The organism is Maridesulfovibrio sp. (genome assembly GCF_963677005.1).
GTDB lineage: Bacteria > Desulfobacterota > Desulfovibrionia > Desulfovibrionales > Desulfovibrionaceae > Maridesulfovibrio.
Map to the genome: position 1 here is coordinate 952,101 of NZ_OY781616.1, position 21,452 is coordinate 973,552.

Annotated in this window: 23 protein-coding genes; 2 read left to right on the top strand and 21 right to left on the bottom strand. The window is 49.5% G+C overall.

The genetic code is table 11. From position 1 onward, the window contains the following. Positions 1–12 precede the first annotated feature (12 nt). The 3 genes from clpA to ACKU4E_RS04355 all read right to left on the bottom strand — a co-directional run bounded on the left by clpA (position 13) and on the right by ACKU4E_RS04355 (position 3,336). Positions 13–2,322, bottom strand: a complete 2,310-nt coding sequence (gene clpA, locus ACKU4E_RS04345; protein ID WP_320169858.1) for an ATP-dependent Clp protease ATP-binding subunit ClpA — start codon at positions 2,320–2,322, stop codon at positions 13–15. A 1-nt stretch (position 2,323) separates the two neighbouring features. Continuing rightward, positions 2,324–2,632: an ATP-dependent Clp protease adapter ClpS gene (gene clpS / locus ACKU4E_RS04350; RefSeq protein ID WP_320169859.1), complete on the bottom strand. Its 309-nt coding sequence runs from the start codon at positions 2,630–2,632 to the stop codon at positions 2,324–2,326. A gap of 128 nt (positions 2,633–2,760) precedes the next feature. After that, positions 2,761–3,336, bottom strand: coding sequence for a class IV adenylate cyclase (locus tag ACKU4E_RS04355; RefSeq protein ID WP_320169860.1), 576 nt, complete (start codon positions 3,334–3,336; stop codon positions 2,761–2,763). Between the two features lie 69 nt (positions 3,337–3,405). On the opposite strand from ACKU4E_RS04355, the gene crcB reads away from it, so the two are divergent. Next, the gene (crcB, locus tag ACKU4E_RS04360; RefSeq protein WP_320169861.1) at positions 3,406–3,786 is read left to right on the top strand and encodes a fluoride efflux transporter CrcB; all 381 of its coding nucleotides are present in this window, start codon (positions 3,406–3,408) and stop codon (positions 3,784–3,786) included. A gap of 28 nt (positions 3,787–3,814) precedes the next feature. Then, the gene (locus tag ACKU4E_RS04365; RefSeq protein ID WP_320169862.1) at positions 3,815–4,159 is read left to right on the top strand and encodes a DUF190 domain-containing protein; all 345 of its coding nucleotides are present in this window, start codon (positions 3,815–3,817) and stop codon (positions 4,157–4,159) included. 51 nt (positions 4,160–4,210) lie between these two features. Here the strand turns inward: ACKU4E_RS04365 and ACKU4E_RS04370 are convergent, their stop codons facing one another. From ACKU4E_RS04370 to ACKU4E_RS04455, 18 genes are all read right to left on the bottom strand, one after another. Further along, positions 4,211–5,275: a chemotaxis response regulator protein-glutamate methylesterase gene (locus ACKU4E_RS04370; RefSeq protein WP_320169863.1), complete on the bottom strand. Its 1,065-nt coding sequence runs from the start codon at positions 5,273–5,275 to the stop codon at positions 4,211–4,213. A gap of 4 nt (positions 5,276–5,279) precedes the next feature. After that, on the bottom strand, positions 5,280–6,128 hold the full coding sequence (locus tag ACKU4E_RS04375) for a protein-glutamate O-methyltransferase (protein ID WP_320169864.1): 849 nt from the start codon (positions 6,126–6,128) through the stop codon (positions 5,280–5,282). A 23-nt stretch (positions 6,129–6,151) separates the two neighbouring features. Next, a complete protein-coding gene (locus tag ACKU4E_RS04380) occupies positions 6,152–8,329 on the bottom strand; it encodes a chemotaxis protein CheA (RefSeq protein ID WP_320169865.1) in 2,178 nt (725 codons plus the stop codon). A gap of 183 nt (positions 8,330–8,512) precedes the next feature. Beyond that, positions 8,513–9,016: a DUF2062 domain-containing protein gene (locus ACKU4E_RS04385; protein ID WP_320169866.1), complete on the bottom strand. Its 504-nt coding sequence runs from the start codon at positions 9,014–9,016 to the stop codon at positions 8,513–8,515. Positions 9,017–9,125: 109 nt separating this feature from the next. Beyond that, positions 9,126–11,141 (bottom strand): elongation factor G, encoded by a 2,016-nt coding sequence (fusA, locus tag ACKU4E_RS04390; RefSeq protein ID WP_407944123.1) that lies wholly within the window; start codon positions 11,139–11,141, stop codon positions 9,126–9,128. 56 nt (positions 11,142–11,197) lie between these two features. Next, on the bottom strand, positions 11,198–11,998 hold the full coding sequence (locus ACKU4E_RS04395; RefSeq protein WP_320169868.1) for a hypothetical protein: 801 nt from the start codon (positions 11,996–11,998) through the stop codon (positions 11,198–11,200). A gap of 81 nt (positions 11,999–12,079) precedes the next feature. Beyond that, a complete protein-coding gene (locus tag ACKU4E_RS04400; RefSeq protein ID WP_320169869.1) occupies positions 12,080–12,811 on the bottom strand; it encodes an outer membrane protein assembly factor BamD in 732 nt (243 codons plus the stop codon). Next, positions 12,811–13,728 carry a thioredoxin-disulfide reductase gene (gene trxB, locus ACKU4E_RS04405; protein ID WP_320169870.1) on the bottom strand — a complete coding sequence of 306 codons (918 nt, stop codon included), beginning with the start codon at positions 13,726–13,728 and terminating at the stop codon, positions 12,811–12,813. Before trxB ends, ACKU4E_RS04400 begins: the two co-directional genes overlap by 1 nt. 3 nt (positions 13,729–13,731) lie before the next feature. Next, positions 13,732–14,052, bottom strand: a complete 321-nt coding sequence (gene trxA / locus ACKU4E_RS04410; RefSeq protein ID WP_320169871.1) for a thioredoxin — start codon at positions 14,050–14,052, stop codon at positions 13,732–13,734. A gap of 207 nt (positions 14,053–14,259) precedes the next feature. Beyond that, positions 14,260–15,333 (bottom strand): tRNA (adenosine(37)-N6)-threonylcarbamoyltransferase complex transferase subunit TsaD, encoded by a 1,074-nt coding sequence (gene tsaD / locus ACKU4E_RS04415; RefSeq protein WP_320169872.1) that lies wholly within the window; start codon positions 15,331–15,333, stop codon positions 14,260–14,262. Continuing rightward, on the bottom strand, positions 15,333–16,349 hold the full coding sequence (gene fbp / locus ACKU4E_RS04420) for a class 1 fructose-bisphosphatase (protein ID WP_320169873.1): 1,017 nt from the start codon (positions 16,347–16,349) through the stop codon (positions 15,333–15,335). The genes tsaD and fbp overlap by 1 nt, the downstream gene beginning before the upstream one ends. A gap of 91 nt (positions 16,350–16,440) precedes the next feature. Further along, positions 16,441–17,241: a hypothetical protein gene (locus ACKU4E_RS04425; RefSeq protein WP_320169874.1), complete on the bottom strand. Its 801-nt coding sequence runs from the start codon at positions 17,239–17,241 to the stop codon at positions 16,441–16,443. 66 nt (positions 17,242–17,307) lie between these two features. Further along, positions 17,308–18,183: a tetratricopeptide repeat protein gene (locus tag ACKU4E_RS04430; protein WP_320169875.1), complete on the bottom strand. Its 876-nt coding sequence runs from the start codon at positions 18,181–18,183 to the stop codon at positions 17,308–17,310. Beyond that, positions 18,167–18,493 (bottom strand): septum formation initiator family protein, encoded by a 327-nt coding sequence (locus tag ACKU4E_RS04435; protein ID WP_320169876.1) that lies wholly within the window; start codon positions 18,491–18,493, stop codon positions 18,167–18,169. Before ACKU4E_RS04435 ends, ACKU4E_RS04430 begins: the two co-directional genes overlap by 17 nt. 9 nt (positions 18,494–18,502) lie before the next feature. Continuing rightward, positions 18,503–18,781: a hypothetical protein gene (locus ACKU4E_RS04440; protein ID WP_320169877.1), complete on the bottom strand. Its 279-nt coding sequence runs from the start codon at positions 18,779–18,781 to the stop codon at positions 18,503–18,505. 32 nt (positions 18,782–18,813) lie between these two features. Continuing rightward, entirely contained in the window at positions 18,814–19,359 is a 546-nt protein-coding gene (gene pgsA / locus ACKU4E_RS04445) for a CDP-diacylglycerol--glycerol-3-phosphate 3-phosphatidyltransferase (RefSeq protein WP_320169878.1), read from the bottom strand. Between the two features lie 163 nt (positions 19,360–19,522). Next, complete coding sequence (locus ACKU4E_RS04450) at positions 19,523–20,416, bottom strand: Mrp/NBP35 family ATP-binding protein (RefSeq protein WP_320169879.1); 894 nt, start codon at positions 20,414–20,416, stop codon at positions 19,523–19,525. Between the two features lie 57 nt (positions 20,417–20,473). Continuing rightward, positions 20,474–21,433: a DUF368 domain-containing protein gene (locus ACKU4E_RS04455; protein WP_320169880.1), complete on the bottom strand. Its 960-nt coding sequence runs from the start codon at positions 21,431–21,433 to the stop codon at positions 20,474–20,476. Positions 21,434–21,452: the final 19 nt, after the last annotated feature.

The following is a 21,452-nucleotide window of genomic DNA, read 5'->3' on the forward strand; positions in this document are numbered from 1 at the left end:
AGTTTTATGTACTTAAGAAGTCTTGAACTTGAAACTCAGCACTTCTTCTTCGCTCTTCTTGTCCTTACTGGTGGAAACGGAGACCGTTCCTCCCTTGACAAGTTTGCCGAACAGAATTTCATCGGCAATTTCATCCTTGATGGACGTCTGGATAAGTCTTGCCATGGGTCGGGCTCCGTAGGCCGGATCGTGACCTTTCTCGGCCAGCCAGCGGCGCGCTTTTTTATCCAGCTCAACAGAAACCCTGTTATCCAGCAACTGGCCGTTAAGCTCCTTGATGAACTTGTCGACGATCATTTCCATGATATCGATTTTCAGGGAATTGAAAGGCACAATGGCATCAAGCCTGTTGCGGAATTCCGGACTGAAGATTTTTTCCACAGCTTTAATTCCGCGGTCCTTGTCTTCTCCGCCCCTTACCTCGGAACCGAACCCGATTCCGCCCTTGGCCATTTCCCTGGCTCCGGCGTTGGATGTCATGAGCAGTACCACATGACGGAAATCGGCTTTGCGGCCGTTGTTGTCTGTCAGTGTGGCATAATCCATGACCTGCAGGAGTATGTTGAAAACATCCGGATGGGCCTTTTCTATTTCGTCAAAAAGGATGACGCAGTGCGGGTTCTTGCGGACTCCTTCCGTTAGCAGGCCGCCCTGATCGAATCCTACGTATCCCGGAGGGGCTCCGATCAGCCGTGCGACAGCGTGTTTTTCCATGTATTCACTCATATCGAAACGCATGAAATGCACGCCCATGGTCCCTGCCAGCTGTCTGGCCAGCTCAGTCTTGCCGACCCCGGTTGGCCCGGTGAGCAGAAATGACCCTGTCGGTCTTCCCACCTGTTTCATGCCTGCGCGGGAACGCAGGATTGCCTTAGTAATGATATCGACAGCTTCGTCCTGCCCGAAAACCACCGATTTGAGATTGGAATCCAGTTCCTGCAGTCTGCTGCGGTCGGACATGGTGATCCGCCGTGTCGGAATGCGGGCCATTTTCGAAATGACCTTTTCAACATCGGAAACAAGAATGCGATCCCCCTTGCGCTTGCGCTGGCTGAGCCCGTAGAAGGCGCCGGCCTCGTCAATAACGTCTATGGCCTTGTCCGGCAGAAAACGTTCATTGATATGGCGGGCGGAAAGTTCCGCCGCAGCCTTGATTGCGGAAGGCGAATACACAACCTTGTGATGTTCTTCGTAATACGGCTTGAGTCCTTTGAGGATCTCAATGGTCTCGTCCACGGTAGGCTCGGTTATGTCTATTTTCTGGAACCTACGGGAAAGAGCCCGGTCTTTTTCAAAATGATTCTTGTACTCTTCGTAGGTAGTGGCGCCGATGCACCGGATTTCACCGGAAGCAAGGAAAGGCTTCAGAATGTTGGAGGCATCCATGGAACCGCCGCTGACCGCCCCGGCTCCTACGATAGTATGAATTTCGTCTACAAAAAGTATGGCACCTTCTTTGTGCTTCAACTGGGCCAGCACACCTTTGAGCCTTGATTCAAAGTCGCCGCGGTATTTTGTCCCGGCCAGAAGCGCACCCATGTCCAGAGCGTAGACTTCGTTTTCCTCAAAGGATGCCGGAACATTGCCCTCGGCAATTGCCAGAGCCAGTCCTTCGGCCATGGCGGTTTTACCCACACCGGGATCGCCGACGAAAATCGGATTGTTTTTGCGTCTGCGGGCCAGGACCTGCAGAGTGCGTTCAATCTCGTTATCCCTGCCTATGAGCGGGTCTATTTTGCCGTCTTTGGCTTTCTGGGTCAGATTGGTGGTGAATTCCTGAAGTGGCGACTTCTTTTCGTCCCTGCCGGGCTGGCCGGCATCGGACGGAGCACCCTGAGGACCTGTTCCGGTTCGTGGGCTGGGACTTATATCCAGACCCTCGGCCCAATCATTTTCATTTGCTGCATGTGAAATATATTCCAGAATATCCAGTCGGGAAATATCGTGAGTCTTGAGAAAATAGACCGCGTAGGAATCCTCTTCCTCAAACATAGCCGCAATGACGTCCCCGACTTCCACAACATCCTTTCCGGCCGCCTTTTTCTGCCAGATGGCTCTCTGCAGAACACGCCGGACTCCTAGGGTCTGGATAACTTCCGAATCCACACCGCTGGGCAGCGGATCAAGGTTCTCGTCAAAGAATCTTTCGAGCTGGCTTTTAAGTTTGCTGACCTCGGCACCGCACCCGGATATGATATCCGCGCCCACTTCTTCCTGAATGATGGCGTAGAGCAGGTGTTCGAGGGTAAGAAATTCGTGGTTCCTGAGCCTGACCTCATTAACCGCAGAAGTCAGTGCCTTTTCCAATGCTTTGCTGAGCATACTAGACCTCTTCGATTGTGCATTTCAGCGGATAGCCTGCCTGCTTGGCAAGCTGTCTGACCATTTCAACGCGTGTTTCAGCAACTTCTGCCGTATAAACTCCACAAACGCCCACTCCGTCATTATGGACCTTGAGCATGATTTCCGTGGATTCCTCTTCTGTTTTTCTGAAAACCTGCATCAGGACAGCAACAACGAATTCCATGGAAGTATAATCATCGTTATGAAGCAGAACGCGATACTTCCTGGGTTCTTTAAGTTCATCGTCCAGCAGAATGTCAGATTCAAATTCTTCTTTATAATCGGGCATATTTCAAAATTGTTATTTTTTATTAGGTTAGCCTTGATCAAAGATAAGATCAATTTTCTCCTCTGTCGAGGCCGATTTGTCTGTTTTTGCCGGGCAAGTGTCCAATAATTGATTAAAAACGGCCTTATTTAAAGTAATACTTCAACTTCTTCTTCCGTGAACACAAAATTTTCATCTTGCGGCAATCCTGCGGACAAACGGTATTCCCTATTCAGTTCATGATACGTCTTCCGGGATGAGTTCTCCGGTAGCAGTTCCAGAATTTTCGCGCATGCCAGTATTTTGTCTTCCTCCCCTTCTATTTCAACAAACGAGCCAAATGGAAGCAGGTCCAGACATATCCTGCAATCGGCAAACTCCCATTCCTCGCGAATCTTCTCATATCTGAATACGGGCAGATACCCCAGAACCTGCAACGCGGAGATTGTTTCTGTGAAATCTGAGACTTCGGTTTCGTGCTCCACATAAACTTTGGCCTTTCCGTTTCTGATATCCGCAGGTATCCGCTTGACGGTCATGGTGATTTTATCCGCCTGCCGGACCCGGAGAAGAGCCGAACGTTTGTAGAGGCTTCTGCCGGGATCATCCAGAACAACATTGCGCTCATAATGCCTGGTCAGTTTAATGCCGCCACCGGCAGCCATAATGGAGCGTATTTTATCATGTTCGGTATTCAGGTACTTGAGTTCTGTTTCCAGTGCCATTTCCCTTTTCTCTCTTGGTTTGAAGTGGTAATGCTTTTTGTGGACATTTTGATTTCAAAGGACAGTAGTATGCAGAAATATTTTTTCATAGCCGCGGGCGGGGCTGCAGGAACACTCTGCCGTTATTTTGTTTCCGGGGCTGCACAGAAGATGATTGAGACTTCCTTCCCCGTAGGAACATGCGCAGTGAACATGATCGGCTGTCTTCTTTTCGGGCTTGTGACCGGTCTTTTTGAGGATCGGCTGGGGCTGCCTCCGGAAATGCGTCTGATGATACTTACCGGATTCATGGGCGCATTCACAACCTTTTCAACCTACATGTTCGAAACCTCTACCCTGCTTAAATCCGGCAACTGGCCCATGCTGGTTCTCAATGTAGGCGGACAGACGGTTGTCGGCCTGCTTTGCGTGCTTGCCGGACTGGCTCTCGGCCGATTCATTGTAGCCTGATAACCGATCACCTGAATGGAGATTTTCTATGACCTTATCCGAGAATGCAATTAGACTCAAAATTTATACAGGCGAAGAAAACCGTATCAAGCATCGTCCGCTTTATGAAGTGATTGTGGAGGAAGCCCGAAATCAGGGATTGTCCGGGGCTTCAGTATATCGCGGAGTGATGGGGTACGGGGAAAACAGCCAGGTGCGCACAACTTCCATACTGCGTCTGTCCGAAGACCTGCCGTTGATAATCGAGATTATTGATTCTTCGGAGAAAATTGAAAAATTTATGGCTTTTCTGCACGAGAATGTGACTGAAGGGCTGGTTACGACAGATGAAGTAAACGTTGTTCTGCACCGCCACAACAAGGGCAACAAGTAACTCGCCGGAAATTAAAAAATCCGGAAGACTGCAGCAGTCTTCCGGATAACTTTATCTGGTGCGGGAAAGCACTTCTCCGGGAATATTGTTCAGGGAAACGATCTTGTCGACGCCCCCTGTCTTGATGGCTTCCTGCGGCATACCGAAAACCACGCAGGACGATTCGTCCTGAGCAATGGTGTACGTTCCGGTTTCATGAAGCTCCTTCATTCCCTTTGCTCCGTCATCGCCCATGCCGGTCATGATTACGGCAACCGCGTTCTTGCCTGCACTTGCTGCGCCGGATCTGAACAGGACATCCACTGACGGCCTGTGTCGGCTGACCAGCGGTCCATCCTTGATTTCCACGTAATAACGTGCTCCGGAACGTTTGATCAGCATATGTTTATTGCCCGGAGCTATCAAAGCCTGCCCCCGAAGTATACTGTCCCCATCGGCAGCTTCTTTTACCGTGATCTGACACAGGGTATTAAGCCTGGAAGCAAATGCTGCGGTGAATTTTTCCGGCATATGCTGCACAATGGCAATACCCGGACAGTCGCGCGGCATGCGGGTCAGAAAACTCTGTATGGCCTCTGTCCCTCCTGTAGAAGCGCCTACGAGCACCACTTTTTCCGTGGTCTGCAGTGTTACGCCCGGACGGGAAGGTGGCAGGACTGCATCCGCATTGAGTTTGGGCTGTATCGTCATGGGACGTGCGGAAAGTTTTCTGGGCCTGGTCAAAGCAGCCGCCTTTACAACATCGCAAACCCTTATGCTTGATTCCTCGAAAAACTGTTTGGTACCGATTTTAGGTTTGGTAATCACATCCACAGCTCCGTATTCAAGGGCCTTCATATAGCATTCCGATCCCTTTTCAGTCAGCGTCGAGCAGATGACCACCGGAATGGGATGCTGGGTCATTAATTTCCGTAAAAATGTCAGGCCGTCCATTCTGGGCATTTCTATGTCCAGAGTGATTACATCGGGAACAATTTTTTTCATGATCTCTGCAGCAGCAAACGGATCACCGGCACTGCCCACTATCTGTATGGCAGGATCTGTTTCAAACAATTTCTGGAGGGTTTGACGCACCAGTGCGGAGTCGTCAACAATCAGCACCTTGTACTTTTTCATCTGGTTAAACCTTTTGATAAACAGTGGGGGCGATCTGCTTCACGGGAAGGTCCATGCCCGAAATACTTTCAGAATGGCCAATGAACAGGTAACCGCCCGTATGAAGATGCTTGCAGAACTGATTGAACAGTTTTTCCTGCGTAGCCCTGTCAAAGTAAATGACTACGTTGCGGCAGAAAATTATATCTTTCTGATCCTTGAACGGAAACGGTTCCATGAAATTGAGTCTTCGGAAATCCACCTTTTTGCGCAACTCCGGAGCAACTCTCACCAAAGGCTTGGCTTTGTCCTTGCTCTTGAGAAGATATTTCTTTTTCATCGCCATGGGGATAACTTCGACTTTGCTCATGGGGTAGACCGCATTCATGGCCTTACGCAAAATTTCCGTAGATATATCGGTGGCGAGAACTGAAAAATTGAAATTCTTATTGTTTCTTTCGAATTCACTCAGCACGATGGCCAGTGTGTAGGGCTCTTCCCCGCTTGAACACCCTGCCGACCAGACCTTCAAGGGTCGATTCACTCTTCTGGCAAGATCCGGAAGAATTGTGCTGAGCATCAGCTCGAAATGTTTCGGTTCACGAAAAAAATCGGTGGTGTTTGTCGTCACCACATCTATAAGATGAGTAAGCTCCTTTTCGAATCCACCGGGACTGAAAAGGTAGTCACAATAATGCGAGTGGGAGCACAACTCCAGAGCCCGCAGTCTTTTCTGCAGCCGGGCCTCCAGCATGGTCTTTTTGGAAAGCGGCATTTTAATGCCGAATTCTCCTTTGATCAGATCGCTGAATTTTCTGAAATCAGCATCAGTCATTCGCGGAGTAGCGGTTACAGCCTGTATCTGCTTATCCATGTCGACGTTCCTGCTAATCGTATCTAACTTGCGGCCTTGATTTCGGCCAGAACAGTGCGAAATAACTTCGGTATATCAAGAATGAGGGCTAAAGTTCCATCTCCCTTGATGGTGGCACCTGAAATGCCCTCGACATCGCGGTACACCCGACCAAGACTTTTGATAACTGTCTGGTGCTCGCCTATGACCGTGTCCACAACAACACCGACTCTGTTCCCTTCCAGTCCCGTTATGACTATCTGTTCAATAGCCGGGGATTCTCCTTCGATTTCAAACCATTCACGGATGCGTATATAGGGAACGATCTCACCGCGAAGATTTACAAACTGCTGTCCGTTGGCATCTTCCACATCCTTGCGGGTAAGCTCCACACACTCTTCAACAAGAGAAAGGGGAATTACGTAGTATCCGTCTTCCACCCGGACCTGCAGTCCGTCGATTATAGCCAGAGTAAGAGGCAGTCTTATAGTTATTACTGTACCTTTACCTTCCTTGCTGTCAATATCTATACTGCCTCTAAGTGAGTCTATGGCGCGTTTTACCACGTCCATGCCGACTCCCCTGCCGGAAACATTGGTCACGCTCTTGGCCGTGGAAAATCCCGGCTCGAAAATAAGGTTGTAAAGTTCCTTGGGAGAAAGCTCGGAATCAGGTGAAATCAATCCCTTTTCCACTGCCTTTGCCCGGATGGCATCCGGGGACATGCCCTTGCCGTCATCTTCTATTAAGATCATTACGTCGCCGCCGGAATGTTCCGCAGTGAGCGTAATTGTTCCCCGTCCGGATTTGCCTTTGGCCTGACGTTCGTCCGGAGTTTCTATTCCGTGGTCTATGGAATTTCTGAGAAGGTGTACCAGAGGATCACTGAGACGTTCGATTACGGTCTTGTCCAATTCGGTTTCAGCGCCGTTTGTCTGCAAATCAATCTTTTTACCAAGGTCTTCGGAAAGATCGCGCACAAGCCGTCTGAATTTGCTGAAGGTCGTTCCGATGGGCAGCATCCTGATTCCGAGCGTGCTGTCGCGCAGTTCATCGGAAAGCCGCTCCAGTTCCTCGGAAAGCGCAACCAGAGAAGAATCTCCCCTTTCTCCCACAACCTGACTTATCTGAGCCTGAACAATGACAAGCTCTCCGACCAGATCCACAAGATAATCCAGTTTTTCGGCAGAAACCCTGATTGAAGATGAAACTTCGGTCTTTTTCCGGGCAGACTTGAATTCCTTGGTCGCGGCCTGCTCCGCCAGAGCACTGTTGACCTTGTCTTTACTGACTATGCCTTTTTCGGAAAGCAGTTCCCCGATCGGCTTGTGGTCGGCTGAATCTTCGCCGGACGGTTTCTGGTCGGCCAGAACCTGTGAAAGAGCTTCTTCGTGGACATCTCCACGCTCAACGAGTATTTCGCCGAGCTTCTTGCCTTGCGGCGTTTCGGACTCTTCTCCGTCATCAAGTCCCTGATCGAAGAGATCCTCTTCGAAGTCTTCCTTGGCAATTTCGCGTACTTTTACAGATATGGGAACATCGGTAAAAAAGAAAATCTCTTCAATGGAAAGACTGTCCACGGGACTTTCAAAGATTACGTCCCACCACTTTCCGCCTGTTTCGCCTTCTTTGCCGGAATGGAATATTTCCGAACGAACATGCCCTATATTGGCAAGCTCCTGCATGAGGGAGCTTAAGTCCTCACCCTGCACCTCGCTGCCTGAATCCGGTGTAATACTGATCTGATAAAGTTTGTCCGGTTCCGAGTTATCCTGCTCCTGCGGAATATCTGTAACAACTGCTTCAGGCACCTCAACGGCTTCTTCCTGCGGCTTATCTGCCTGTGTTCCTGCCGCATAATCCTTGAGCCCATCCAATATTTCGCTTCCCACAGCCGGGTCACCGGTTCCGGAAGCAGATTCAAGCATGGAATAAATATGGTCGCGTGAAGAAAGAGCCAGGGTAAGCAATTCCTTGGTAATGGAAAGTTCTCCGTTTCTGACCTTATCGAATACGGTTTCGACTTCGTGTGTGAATTCTGCAATAGCCTCAAAGCCGAACATGGAGCCGGACCCTTTGATTGTGTGCAGAGCTCTGAAAACCCTGTTAATCAGGTCCATATCATCAGGAACTTCCTCCAATTCAAGCAATGAAGTTTCTAATTCTCCAAGCAGTTCATAGGCTTCTTCCTTGAACACTTGAGTCGTCATATCATCAGACATACGGAAACTCCCATCGTATTTAATTAGCTGGCAAACATATTTATTTTTAAACAGTTAATTAATTTCTTTCAAGAATTATCACTCACTGAGTTATAAAAAAAAGACCCTCTAAATTATACAGGGTCTTTTCTTTTTAATCGATCTTTTCAGAGATACACTGACAAATTAAAATAAAGGTCTTAATTACAACACCTTACGTCTCGCTAACATTCTGAGGGCCTTGCGTTTACGGTGTCGCCGGACAAAATGAAGGGCCAGAAAATACGATATGATTCCTAAAGGGATTCCGAGAATGAAACCGCCGAAGATAAGAATGGCAAGCCCCTGCCATCCTATGCTCATGAAATCCGTAACCTGCCATGACGCAGGATCGAACTTTACTTCAAGCGGCAGCAGAAAACTGCCTATCTTGTACTGTACGTAATAAAAAAGCAGCCAGTTGAACGGGTTGGATATCCAAGTAGCGATAGCTGCGGCAATCTTGCTGCTTCTGGTAATAAAAGCGCAGGCAACAGCGATAACAGTCTGCAGCGGCAGTCCTGGAATCACCGGAAAACACCCGCCGAAAACTCCGCAACCGACGCCCATCGCTATATAATGAGGAGATGCGTTGATGCGCATTATTTTCAGATAATATAATTTGAGAAGACGTTTGAGCTTCTCCATTCTACTGTATTCTTTGGCCATTGCTTTCTCTTATCAAATATTTTTATCTGTGTATGCCGCCAGCAGTATTTTAATAAAGACGTTAACCAGACCAGTTGGTCAGTCATAGCACGGTAAAAACAGCCTGAAATCAACTCAGTACGTCAAAGCTGTGAAATTTCATCACGAAACCGGCCCGTCCCTGAGTGGACGATCTGAGCTCCGTTGAAAATCCGAACATGCTCCGAAGCGGTGACAGAGCCTGAACTATTTTCTGGCTGTTGCGGTCAAGCATATTTTCAATGCGCGCTCCCTTGGAACCGAGCAGGCCGATCACATCGCCGACAAATTCATCGGGAACGGATATTTCAACATCCATTATCGGTTCCATAAGCTTCGGCTCCGAGACCGCCAGCGCGTTTTTAAGAGCCCTGCCGGCTGCCATGTGGTACCCGGGGACGCTGGATTCCCCTTCCCGTCTGCGCATTTCCAGCACCCTGACCTTGATATCCTGGACAGGAAAGCCCTTTATCACGCCGCTCTGCAGGCCATCGCTTATTCCTTCCGCAACCGCGTCCATCCAGTCGGAAGGCCATTCATTCGTGTCGATTGCAAAAACAACCGAGCGCCCGGCTCCCCTTTCCATCGGCTCAACACTCAAACGGACAAATCCGTAATGCTTGTCATCACCAAGCAACCGGTCGAATTCATATTCAGATTCGGCCTCCTTGCCCGGAATTTCCTGATAGACAACCTGCGGTTTTCCGGCTCGCGGATCAAGCCCGTATTCTCTGCGCAACCTATCCAGCACAACTTCAAGATGCAGTTCACCCATTCCGGAGAGGATGATCTGTCCGGTTTCCTCATCAGTCTGGAGTGTGAGGGTCGGGTCTTCCTGAAGGTATTTCCCGAGGACCTCTTCAAGTTTTTCGGACTCAGCCGAATTTCGAGGCTCGATTGCAAGTGAGATTACAGGCTTATACAGTTCTATCTGTTCCAGAACCAGCGGTTCATTGCCGGTAGAAAGTGTATCCCCTGTCCGGACGTCTTTCAGCCCGGCAACAGCCACGATATCACCTACTCCGGCGATGTCTGCGCGTTCTTTGCGGCCCGCGTGCATCCGGAAAAGACGCGCGATTCGTTCAGTCGAGTTCTGTGTAAAATTCTTAACGGTTTCACCCGGCTCGATTTTACCGGAATAAATGCGCATGAGCACCATCTTGCGCCCTGAATCCATAAGCACCTTGAAGGCAAGTGCCTGGAAAGGTCCTGAAACAACCGGATCGATTACCCGCTTTACTCCGGTATTCGGGTCAATGCCGGACATCTTAGGAACTTCCAGCGGGCTCGGAAGATATCTGCAGACCCCGTCCATCAGCGGCTGTATCCCCGCATTTTTAAGTGCCGATCCGGCGAAAACCGGCACCAGCTTCAATGAAATTGTAGCCTTGCGGATGACTTCATCAATATAATCAGGCGCAATATCATCTTCAAGATACCTTTCCATGAATTCGTCATCGATTTCAGAAAGAGTATCGCACATGCGTTCCCGCCACGGGGCAACAAATTCTTCATCGGAAGGTTCAAGATCAAAAACCTGAAATTCATCGCCGTCTGCCGCCCGGTCAAATACGAGCTTTTTCATTCGTACGATGTCGTATACGGCAGAGAACTCTTCTCCCCCTCCATCCGGGACCTGCACAGGAAGGGATTTTACTCCCAGCTTGTCGGCCATGGATTCAAGAACGGCGTTGAAGTCGGCGCCGAGCCGATCCATCTTGTTGATGAAAACCAGCTTGGGAACCTTGTAATTCTCACTCTGTCTCCAGACGGTTTCGGACTGAGGTTCAACTCCACCGACAGCACAGAAAACACCAACCGCCCCGTCCAGCACGCGCAAAGACCTTTCAACTTCTATGGTAAAGTCCACGTGTCCGGGGGTATCTATTATGTTTACCGTGTTCTGTTTCCAGTAGCAGGTGGTTACTGCGGAGGTAATAGTTATTCCGCGCTCCTGCTCTTCCGGCATGTAGTCCATGGTTGCGGTGCCTTCATGCACCTCTCCCAGCCGGTGAATCTTGCCGGAAAAATAAAGCATGCGCTCGGTGACGGTGGTCTTGCCTGCGTCAATATGCGCAATAATCCCAATATTACGAATTTTACCGATTCCCTTGGCGGAAAAATCAGGCTTAGCGGTCACAGCACACCTTCGCGATGTAAATGTTATTCAGCGTTGGTCAGAACAACTGATTCCTGTCTGAAAAAGCGGTATCCGAAATCATTCCATATCCAGCAGCCCTCCTGGCCGAAGGTCAGGACTATTCTGAACGCGAGCAGGGCCTCTCCGGCAAGTTCGGCCGGAACTACCACCGCATCTGCCTGAGTTTCTGCATAGGACTCCTCGTCCGCTTCAATGAACCCGACATCAGGATGGGCGAATGCAAGGATATCAAGATCAGGCGATTCTTCATCTTTACAGACACATATACTTGAAATTTTTCGAGCACGCCAGTACCGCAACTCCGGGTGATCCGATAAAGATTCAGCCTTGCCGCGCAGGTCCAGAACAGCACCGGCATAACTTGCGGCAGACATGAAATCCAGCAGTTCGCTCAGTTTTTCCTGCTCAATACAGACCACATCCTCCTGCCCGGCCAGTTCAAAGCCGGTTAATACCGGCTCACTTATCTCTCCGGAACCGACAAAGGCCACAAGCACGTTTTTGACCCCGGAAGCCAGAGCTGGAACCAGAGCCGCAAGCAACCGAACCGGAGAAACAGATTCCTGATCGATGAGCATAATCGTCCAGTCCAGCGGACGAACAGACACTTCGGTCTCAAATCCTCCCGGCCAGGTTCTGACGTTCCATTCCTTTCTGGGGGAATCAGGAGCACTGATTCCGTAAACCTGCGCGATGGTTTTCTTCATCCATGCGCGCAACTGCGGTTTTGTAGCTTCATAGGCTTCGGCAAACACCGTGTCATCAATCTGATATTGTGCAAGCCAGTCCGGAAAAGCGATCATGATCAACTCCAACCTGTTCAGTATTGAAAAGACCCGGCGAATATTATTCACCGGGCCCTAGAATTAACGCATCATAACGCATTACAACCAGTCAAACAATTCTTTCCAACTGCCGTGCAGTTTTTCCCGTTCATCCTGGGATAGCGTTTTCTGGTATTCATAATATGACATTTCAGCCTGTTTCATTGCATATTTCTGCACATCCGGCAGGTCCTTGAAATTCCTTACCACATACGCATAGCGCTTCCAGGCGGACCCGTATTTTTCAGAACGCCAGAAAAAATCTGCTATGTACAGTTCATGGTCCGCAAGTATCCTGCGGCATTTGACAATGTAATCCTTGGACGCCTTTGCATATTGGGAATCAGGATAAGCTTCTTCCACACGGTAGAAGTATTCAAGCGCTTCCGTTATATTGGCCTGCGGACGGTCAATTGAACTGAAGATATTGAAGTTGCTGAGTCCTATCTGAAAAAGAACATAGGGTATTTCCTCGCTGCCGGGATGGAGTGCGGAAAATTCCTTGTATGCTTCGGAGGCGTCAAAATATTTTTTGTTCAGAAAATAAGCATCACCGAGGCTTACTTCCGCCTTGATGGTATACGGGCTGAACGGATAGCGGTCCTTGAGCTTGGCAAAATATTCTGCCGCATCATAATAGTCTTTTTCCTTCATGGACTCCACTCCGGCCTCGTAGAGCTCCTGAGCAGTGTCTTCCGGTTTGGGAAGGAAATAATAGTCTATTATACCGCAACCGCTGACACAAAAAAGAAGTATGAATACAACTAGAAATGATAAAATTCTGATTCGCATTATTTGTGTTCCAGATACGCATAAGCTGCTGTGGCGGCAGTTGCGCCGTCACCCACAGCAGTTACAATCTGTCTGCATTTTTTGGATCTTATATCCCCGGCAGCAAAAATTCCGGGAATGGACGATTCCATTTCACAGGTGGTCTTGATGAACCCGGATCTGTCCGTGGCCAGATTTTCGGGAAAAAAGTCGCACACTGCGTTGAACCCTACAAAGATAAAGACCCCGTCTACTTTCAGTTCCGAATATTTTCCGGTGACAGTGTCCTGCAATTCAATACCTGTAACCTCGGTTTCTCCTACAATTCGGGAAACCACGGAATTCAGTACAGGCTCAATGACCGGATTGTCGAGACATTTATCGCGAAAAACCTTGTCTGCCCGGAACTGGTCCCTGCGGTGCACCAGATAAATCTTTTTAACAAGCTTGGATAGATAGATGGATTCTTCCAGTGCGGAGTTTCCCCCCCCTATGACCGCCACAACTTTGTTTCTGTAAAAATTGCCGTCACACAGGGCACAATATGAAACTCCGCGCCCGAGAAGTTTTTCTTCATTGGGGACTTTAAGCTTTCTGAATGAAACGCCTGAAGCGATGATTATGACTTTGGTCCGGATGTGTTCTTGTTCGACGACGACTTCATGATATTCGCCACCGGGAATTATTTTATCTACAGCCGCATAACGATGATCGTATTTGTACTGCCCCACATGTTCAGCCATGCGGTCTGCCAGTTCATATCCTTTTATTCCCTGCGGAAAACCGGGATAGTTTTCCAATTCATCGCTTAGCAGCATCTGACCGCCGTGAGAAAGCTTTTCGACGACAAGAAACTTAACTCCTGCCCTCGCAAGATAAAGGGCGGCCGCCATACCGGCTGGGCCGCCCCCGATGACTACGGCGTCATAAGAATTCATAGGCTACAGAGCCTTGCTGCTGATCATTTCCTTAATGCTGCTTTTGGACACTGCACCGGTGGTCTGGTCTACAACTTCACCGTTCTTGAACAGAATGAGAGTAGGGATGGCGCGGATACCGTACTTTCCGGGGGAAGTGGGGTTATCATCCACGTTCATCTTGCAGATTTTCACCTGACCTGCATACTCCTCGGAGAGCTCATCAATGACAGGACCCATAGCCCTACAGGGACCGCACCACGGTGCCCAGAAATCAACCAGAACCGGCTTGTCGGAATTGAGAACTTCTTCTTGAAAATTGGAATCTGATACCTGCAAAGCCATGATTTTCTCCTTGTTACAGTATTCAGGTTGGTGTGCCTTTTTCAAAAGGCCCATTCTTGTTTTTTCACGAACAGCAGCTGAAGCAACTGCATTTCAGTGTACAAAAATAAGTATCGCCTGCCTCGGTGTCAAGACATACCGGATAGTTATATAATTCTCGGATAGATTTTAACTTTCCTTGATATTAATGGCAATACCAAGTTTTTTTCAGCGACAGTCACAGACCCAGTCCGCAGGGACCACTCGTCCGCGCGGGATCGCGTCAAGATCCAGTTCATGCCTGTATCCGGCACTGGCAATCAGGTATCCGGAATAAGCTATCATAGCACCGTTATCGGTACAAAGGTGCATCGATGGCAAAACCAGCGGAAGCTTGAATCTCCTTGCAACATCCGCCATCACGCTGCGTACCACGGAGTTTGCGGCAACTCCTCCTGCAACAATCAGCGAACGCACATTTCTGTTCCGTTCAAGAGCTCTTTCAACTTTTATCGCCAGAGCTTTGCCTACTACATAATTGAAGGAGGCCAGCATATTGTTCCGCATTGTCGTTATGTCGGCAGGTTCGGAACCTTCTTCCGGCAACCCCATATTGGAAAGACGAAGTTCTGGGTGCTGGTTGACATAGGTTGCTACCGCAGTCTTGAGCCCGCTGAAACTGAAATCGAGATTGTCGTTATTGACATACGGAGTCGGGAACATTTTTTTGTCAACTGTCCCCCTGCTCCCGAACTCGTCAACCAGCTTTCCGCCCGGATACGGCAGGTTCAAGGATTTTGCAGTCTTGTCGAAGGCTTCCCCTGCTGCATCGTCCAGAGTACGTCCAAGTAATGTGAATTCTGTCGGGCTTTCAATCAGATATATGTGAGTGTGTCCCCCGGAAACGAGTAGTCCGAGTGAAGGAAATTCCAACTTCTGCTCCAGTCCCGGAGCGGTGAGATGAGCCCAGAGATGATTGACTCCTACCAGCCTGGTGCCGCTTGCCAGCGCCAACCCTTTGGCAAAATTCAGTCCCATAAGAAGACAGCCCTGAAGTCCTGGCCCCCTTGCAACGGAAACCACATCCACATCCTTCATGGTCACGTCACAACTGCGAAGCAATTCATCAAACAGGACCGGGAGCATGCGCAGGTGTTCACGGGATGCTATTTCCGGGACCACACCTCCGAAAACTGCGTGAATGTCAATTTGCGAGGAGAGTTGCTCCCCTATCAATTCGCCGTCACGTACCAGTGCCAGCCCGGTTTCATCACAGGAACTTTCAATTCCGAGGCAGAGCATCAGCCTTCGTTCTCCCTGTATATCCTTGCAATCGTCTCCACCTCATGTCTGGAGCCGATGAATAGCGGGACCCGCTGGTGCAGATGGTCCGGTACAATATCAAGAATCCGTTTCTGCCCGTCTGTTGCACGTCCACCGGCCTGTTCTATGAGCATGGCCATGGGAGCAGCCTCGCACATGAGCCGGAGTTTGCCGCGCGGTTTGGAAGGATCGCGATGATCGGCAGGATACATGAATACTCCGCCGTAAATCATATTGCGATGAAAGTCGGCAACAAGGGAGCCGATATACCGCAGGCTGTAAGGCTGGTTGTGGATATTGTCGGCTGATTTGAAATAATTGATGACCTCTTTGGTCGCCTCGCTCCAATAGGGCCAGTATCCTTCGTTGACAGAGTATATTTTCCCGTTGTCCGGGGCCTTGATGTTGGGGTGCGAGAGCAGAAACTCACCTACGCCGGGGTCGAGGGTAAATCCGTGAACTCCGTCGCCGGTGGTGAAAACAAGCATGGTCGATGAACCGTACAGAATATATCCTGCGGCCACCTGCTCCGAACCAGCCTGAAGAACATCAGAAGACTGCACCGGGGTACCGACTTTACTCTTGCGTCTGTAGATGGAAAAGATGGTTCCGATATTGACGTTGGCATCGATATTGGAAGATCCGTCCAGAGGGTCGAAGATGATGATGTAGTTTCCTTGCGGAAGCCCGTGCGGAATATCAATGATGTCCGCATTTTCTTCTGAGGCCATGGCACAGAGAACCCCGGATCTGGCCATGCGGTGAATCAGAATGCGGTTGGAATATTCATCAAGTTTTTTTACTTCTTCACCCTGAACGTTTACCTCGCCGGTAAAGCCCAGGACATCGACAAGCCCGGCCTTGTTCACCTCGCGGGATATAATCTTGGCTGAAAGGACAAGTTCATTGAAAAGATGAGTGAATTGCCCTGTTGCGCCGGGAATCTGTTTCTGATGGAATAACAGGTGCTCGGTTACGGTAATCTGCTGGGTCATTGTTCCTCCTTAGGAATGTCCCCCTAGTGCGCGATTTTCAGGAAATGTACAGCTTTGATAACAAAAATTTAGAACAAGGACCAACTGATATTTAAAAAAAGAGGAATCCGTCGTCCTCATCTTTCTTGGATACGGCCTGTGTCAGATACAGAATCTGAGTATCCCCCACGTACCGCGACAGCCAGACATAACGTATTCCGTTTACGTTGACGACGCCGTGTACGCTGTTGTCCAGTAGCGAATCCCAGTTGACTTTAAGAAGTGCATCTTTATCGACCTTGTCCGATCCGCTCCAGATACCGCCACCGTCAGGCTGCATTATTATAAGCTTCTGAGGATCCGGACAGAAATTGAGCAGGATTCTGGGGTCAAAATGGATAACAACCAGTCCTTTGAATTCGGCATCCTTGAAAAAGGGTGTGCAGAGATACATCTCCGGTCCGAATTCCGAATAGCTCACAAAAGATTTAAGATTGATCTCCGACCAGTCTCCCTCATACTCGACCAGCGGTCCGGGCTTGAAAGGCTTGATCCCGGCTTCAGGCAGCCGAACCAGAACATTGGCCTCCTCGTCCACGGTCATTATTCCGCTTATCCACGGGTAACGCATGAAAACCATTTTAAACCAGTTTTCATCAGGGTGGGTGTCTACTGTTGAAAGCAGATCAATCAGGGACAAAACCTTTTCATCCACAGGGGTAAAAAGAAGGGCCAGCTTGTTGTCATCCGGATTCTGAATTCCGGGGTTTTTAAGAGTTATTTCCGGATTCGGATCCACATAGTTCTGGGTATCGTGCCAGACCTTACTGCCGTATTCACATCCGGATGCGAGCAGGAGCATCAGGATGACAGAGAAAAGTGCAATAGACCGCACTAAGTGTCTTAATTTCATATTAAAATCCGGGCGCCGCGCTTACCGCGTCACTCCTTGTCAAATTTGATTACAGTTGAAATGAAATTAACGATTGGCACGTGCTTCAAGACGCCCGGCCAGAAGTTCAAGGGTGCTGATCAGTTTATTCTTGGAATGCCTGTTGTAAGGGTCCCTGCTTTCTTCATCCATCTCATCAGTGCCACTGGACTGACTGATTTTTTCCGAGATTTCAGCCATATATTTAAGCAGTAGTTCCTTTTCTCCATCATCGGCTTTACAGAGAAGCTCGCGATAGATGTCCAGGGCTCCTTCAAGGTCGCCCTGTGCAGCCAGAACGTCGGCCATTGTTCTGGTCTTGAGGCTTTTCATGACAACTGGACTGGTCAGATCCTCTTCATCGGTATCTGATTCAGCCCTTGCCGCTGCTTCTGCTATTTCCTTGGAAAGGTATTCACCGTCAGCTTCCGGAGCGGGACGTTGGAAAGTAGCCTGTGCTTCATATATGTCGCGAAGATCAGGGTCAACAGGTTTTGTCTTGGATGCGGAAGACTGTGCAGCCCCTGTAAGCTGCTTGATTCCTTCGGACATTACATCCGACCAGGATATCGGGGAGCCGTGCAGTGCCGAAAACAGAAATGCCATGGCTCCGGCTACATCCGGATTTCCTTCGGAAACGGAATCCCCCCAGGTCTTCCAAAAAGACGGATACGATGAAAAAAGGCGGGTCAGCGGAGCGATAGCTGCTTTTGCCTCGGATTCCCTTTCCAGACGGGTCAGGGTTTCCACAAGCAGCAAACGGGCTTCAAGATAATCCGGATGGCGATCCAACCCCATCCTTAAAGTGGTAACTGCTTTTTCATGGCTTCCCATTTCAACATAAAGTCGAGCAAGGGGGAAAAAGACTTTCGAGCTCGGTTCAAGGGCCAGAACTTCCTGATACCACTCAATCTTGCTTTGCATCTGATTCAGCTCCCTGGTCGGTTACCTTCCCGGTTTGCGGGAAAATGTACAGTATTTCGTTTTGTTTGACATAGTTCATTCTGCTGCGGATAATTTTTTCCTGATAAGCCCGGTCGGTTTTCAACCTCCGGATTTCAAGACTCAGTTCAACCGTACGGTTGTCCGCCGCTTCGATCTTTTTTTCCAGCTCCGTAACCTTCTTATCCAGTTCCAGAAAGCCGAAAACACCCTGCTCGCTCAGTCCCAGCCGGATAACGAGCACAAGATTGATGACAACCAGCAGCCCCAGTAAAACTCTGCTTCGCAGCATGGATATCCTCTATTGCAGGCGCATGAACATTTTTCTGTCCGATTCAGCCTGAGCCAAAGGCAGCTTGAGTTCCATCAAAAAATTATCCGTGGCGGATTCTATTCTTTCGACTTCATCCTCACTTACCTGGATTTTTTCCATTTTATTCATGAACCCTTTGAGGACTTCCAGTTCAGCAATGAACTTGCGGCTCATGTCCAGCTTTTCGAGTTCCTGCTCCAGCTCAAGGATTGTCTCAAGACAATTGTTGAGCCTGAGTTTTAGATTTTGTTTTTCATGGCTGTTCATGATTCACCCGCGTTTTAATTGACGAATAAAATTTATTCGTTAGTTAACCAGACTTTGTGCAAATTGTACATATAATTGGCACCTGAAAATACAGTTAAAAACAGTGCTATGTAAAGAATAACCGTACCTATCCCGTGCATATCCAGTCCGAAATACGGATAGTGAAGCAGAAGCGGGCCCAGTGCGAAACTCTGCATGACCGTCTTCAGTTTCCCGAATTTGTCTGCCGCAAGAACCAATCCCATGTCCACGGCAATGGCTCGCAGGCCTGTAACAGCCAGTTCGCGGCAGACTATTACAGCGGTTATCCAACCGCTTATGTAGCCGAGATAGGTCAGCATGATGAGCGTGGAACAGATCAGCAGCTTGTCTGCCAGAGGGTCCAGAAACTTGCCGAGATTCGTGACCTGATTGCTGCGTCGCGCGATGTAGCCATCGAAAAAATCTGTCAGCGAGGCCAGAAAAAAGACCAGCGCCGCCAGAAACATGGTTATTTTGTTCGGATAATAAAGCAGAACAATTATGACGGGGGCGGCAAAAATACGTCCTAAGGTCAGCGTGTTGGCAAGATTGAACATTGGATATCCCGGGGTCGAAAATTCGTTCAGTCAGGATGAACCCATCCTGAAACCTGTACTTCTGCGAAACAGGGAGTCCGCACCGGCGGTCCTCCGATATTGATGCTGCATGATTCTCTGCCTGGGCGGACGTTCTGTCAACCCAGGCAGAGTGCAGAGATTTCTAGGTGTGTGTGCTGGATACGATTTCCAGACTGCTTTCCGCGGCTTCAGCAATGCGGTCGGCCACTTCTCTGAAAGCTTCCTTGGCAGGTGAATCCTCTTCCAGCAGGACTACCGGCTTGCCGAGGTCGCCGGCAACCACGGTTGTGGGATCGAGAGGAACAGCACCAAGGAAAGGAAGACCGTATTTCTCGGCCAGTTCCTTTCCGCCGCCCTTTTTGAAGAGGTCAATGCGCTGTGAACAATGCGGGCAGACGAGTCCGCTCATATTTTCCACCACACCCATTATGTTCGCTTTGGCGTACTGCAGAAAGTTGATGGCCTTGCGTACGTCCGCAAGTGAAATCTCCTGCGGGGTGGTAACCACAACAGCAAGTGATTCGGGAATGGTCTTGAGCACGGTCATGGGCTCGTCACCGGTGCCCGGAGGGGAGTCGATAACCAGAAAATCGAGTTCGCCCCACTGCACATCGGAAATAAACTGCCGAATGGCGGAAGTCTTCATGGGACCGCGCCAGAGAACGGCCTGATCCGGGTCCTTGAGCAGCGATTCCATGGAAACCACGTGCAGATTCTCGTTCACCTTTTTGGGAACAACGAGATTGCCCCTTTCAACTTCCAGCTGCCCGGTTATTCCAAGCAGGTGCGGAACACTGGGACCGTGGATATCGACATCAAGAATGCCGACCTTGAAGCCTTTGTCTGCAAGTGCAGCGGCAATGTTTACCGCCACGGAACTTTTGCCGACACCGCCTTTGCCGCTCATTACAAAAATCTTGTATTTGATCTTCTCCAGAGTCGTGGAGATAAGCTGGTCCTGCAGCGCCTGGGCTGCACTGGCTTTCTTATCTCCGCTCTTTCCGGACGAAGAGCAGGAACTGCATGATGAACTCATTTCTATGCCTTTGTTGTATATTTTACAGACAACGGAGAAACCCTCCTCCGAAAAGCCTCAGCCCTCTCCGGCTGAAGATACCCATTCCAAGATAATCACTGCCGCGAAACCCGCAAGCATCAAAAGCACTGCCGAGGCGAATTCTCCGTCAAAAGCCGGAGGAAGCACGTTCACCTCACTGAGCACATGGGTCTTACCCCTGATAACCACTGAATCCAGCACCTCTTTCCAGGGCCAGATCTTGCGCATGGCCCCGGCCATGAATCCGGTCAGAACACTGACGGTGATGGCGTGGTGTTTTTCGAGAAAATAGTGAAGAACACGGGAGAACATTGAGATGCCCACAGCGCAGCCGCAGACAAAAGCAATCAGAACAGCTGCATTTTCGGCAACAGTCGGATTTCTCAGGGCTCCTGTAATATATTCGTATTTGCCGAGAAGAAGCAGTATGAACGCCCCGCTTATGCCGGGCAGGATCATGGCGCAGATTGAAATGCAGGCGCACAGGAAGACAAACCACAGCGCGTCCGGCGTGGTTACGGGAATAAGCCCGACCAGAATGAAGCTGAAAACAGCCCCGGCAATTCCGGCAACGAGTTTTTTCACGGAAAAACGCCCCGCCCTTCTGCCAACCACAAGGATGGATGCGGCAATAAGGCCGAAAAACAACGACCAGACCTGTACCGGATGGGTCCCCAGCAGATGATGGATTACGTTGGCCACGGAAACCATCGCCGCCAGTATCCCGAAAAGAAGCGGAAGCAGGAATTTGAGATGGGCTTCCGCAATGGCGCCGGTGATGTCCAGCGTGAAAAGCTTTTTAAAGAAAGTACCGTTGAAGGAGCGTATGGAATCAATCAGATTGTCATATATTCCGGTGATAAACGCCATGGTTCCGCCGGATACCCCCGGAATGATGTCCGCAATCCCCATGCAGACACCCTTCGCGATAAGGATAAGGTAATCCTTTAATGAGTCCGGTCCCGGACCGTATTTCCATGCCTGAATAATATTCATCTGTTTCTCCGGATATACG